At 34.4% G+C, this 1,098-nt stretch carries 1 protein-coding gene; it reads left to right on the top strand.

Annotated features, from left to right (window positions below):
* Nucleotides 1–1,098 (top strand): IS1182 family transposase (locus ACTQZM_RS11865; protein ID WP_441653884.1); only part of this gene is annotated, 1,098 nt, incomplete at both ends.

Genomic DNA, 1,098 nt, shown 5'->3' with positions numbered 1-1,098 from the left:
GGGAGTGCTTTATACATAGATGGTACAAAAATTGAAGCGGATGCGAATAAATACTCTTTTGTTTGGAAAAAAAGTATTTTAAAGTATAAGGATAACCTTGATCAAAAAGCCCTTGAAAACTACCAACAAATGGTGGAAACAAAAATCTTACCTGAGTTAATAGATGATTTAAAGGATGAACTTTCTATAGAAGAGATTGAAAGGATTCGTCAATCTTTAGAAGAAAAGGAAGAACAATTAATTGAAGCGATTGACCAAACCGAAACAGTAGAAGAACGAAAATCACTGCGTAAAGAAAAATCTGAAGTTCATAAGCAGAAGAAGCAATTTGATGATTTTGCTCAAAGAAAAATGCGCTACGAAGAACAATTGGTGATTATGGGGGTGCGTAATAGTTTCTCAAAGACGGATCATGACGCTACTTTTATGCGGATGAAAGAAGATCACATGCTTAATGGCCAACTAAAACCAGGTTATAATATTCAACTTGCGACAGAAAATCAATTTGCCCTTGCTTATGATTGTTATCCAAATCCAACAGACACACGAACATTTATCCCATTTCTTGAAAAGATTGAATCAAAAATAGGGTTACCAGAAAATATTGTCGCAGATGCCGGTTATGCAAGTGAAGAAAATTATTGTTATGTGTTAGACGAAACAGAATCCACCCCAATTATCCCCCATCAAGGATACTTAAAAGAGAAGAAACGCGCCCATAAACAAAATCAGTTTCATCGAGATAATTGGCCTTACAATGAGTTGGATGATTACTATATTTGTCCCAATCAGAAAAGAGTAGTGTTCTCACATTATTCACAACGTAAAGATAGAAATGGATTTGTTCGAAACTTCAAAATCTATGAATGTGAAGATTGTACAGGATGTCCATTGAGAGAGAAATGTACCAAAGCAAAAGAAGGAAAAAATCGACGTTTGAATATCAATCCAACCTGGGAATATATAAAAATAAAAGCGAATGAAAAGATAGAAAGCAAAGAAACAGCCTTTTACTATGCACAGCGAAAGACAGATGTCGAAACTGTTTTTGGGAACATTAAACAAAATATGAAATTTAGAAGATTCCATGTCCGAGGA

Source organism: Enterococcus cecorum (genome assembly GCF_052119425.1).
Lineage (GTDB): Bacteria > Bacillota > Bacilli > Lactobacillales > Enterococcaceae > Enterococcus_E > Enterococcus_E cecorum_C.
This window is presented reverse-complemented; position numbering and strand designations above follow the sequence as displayed.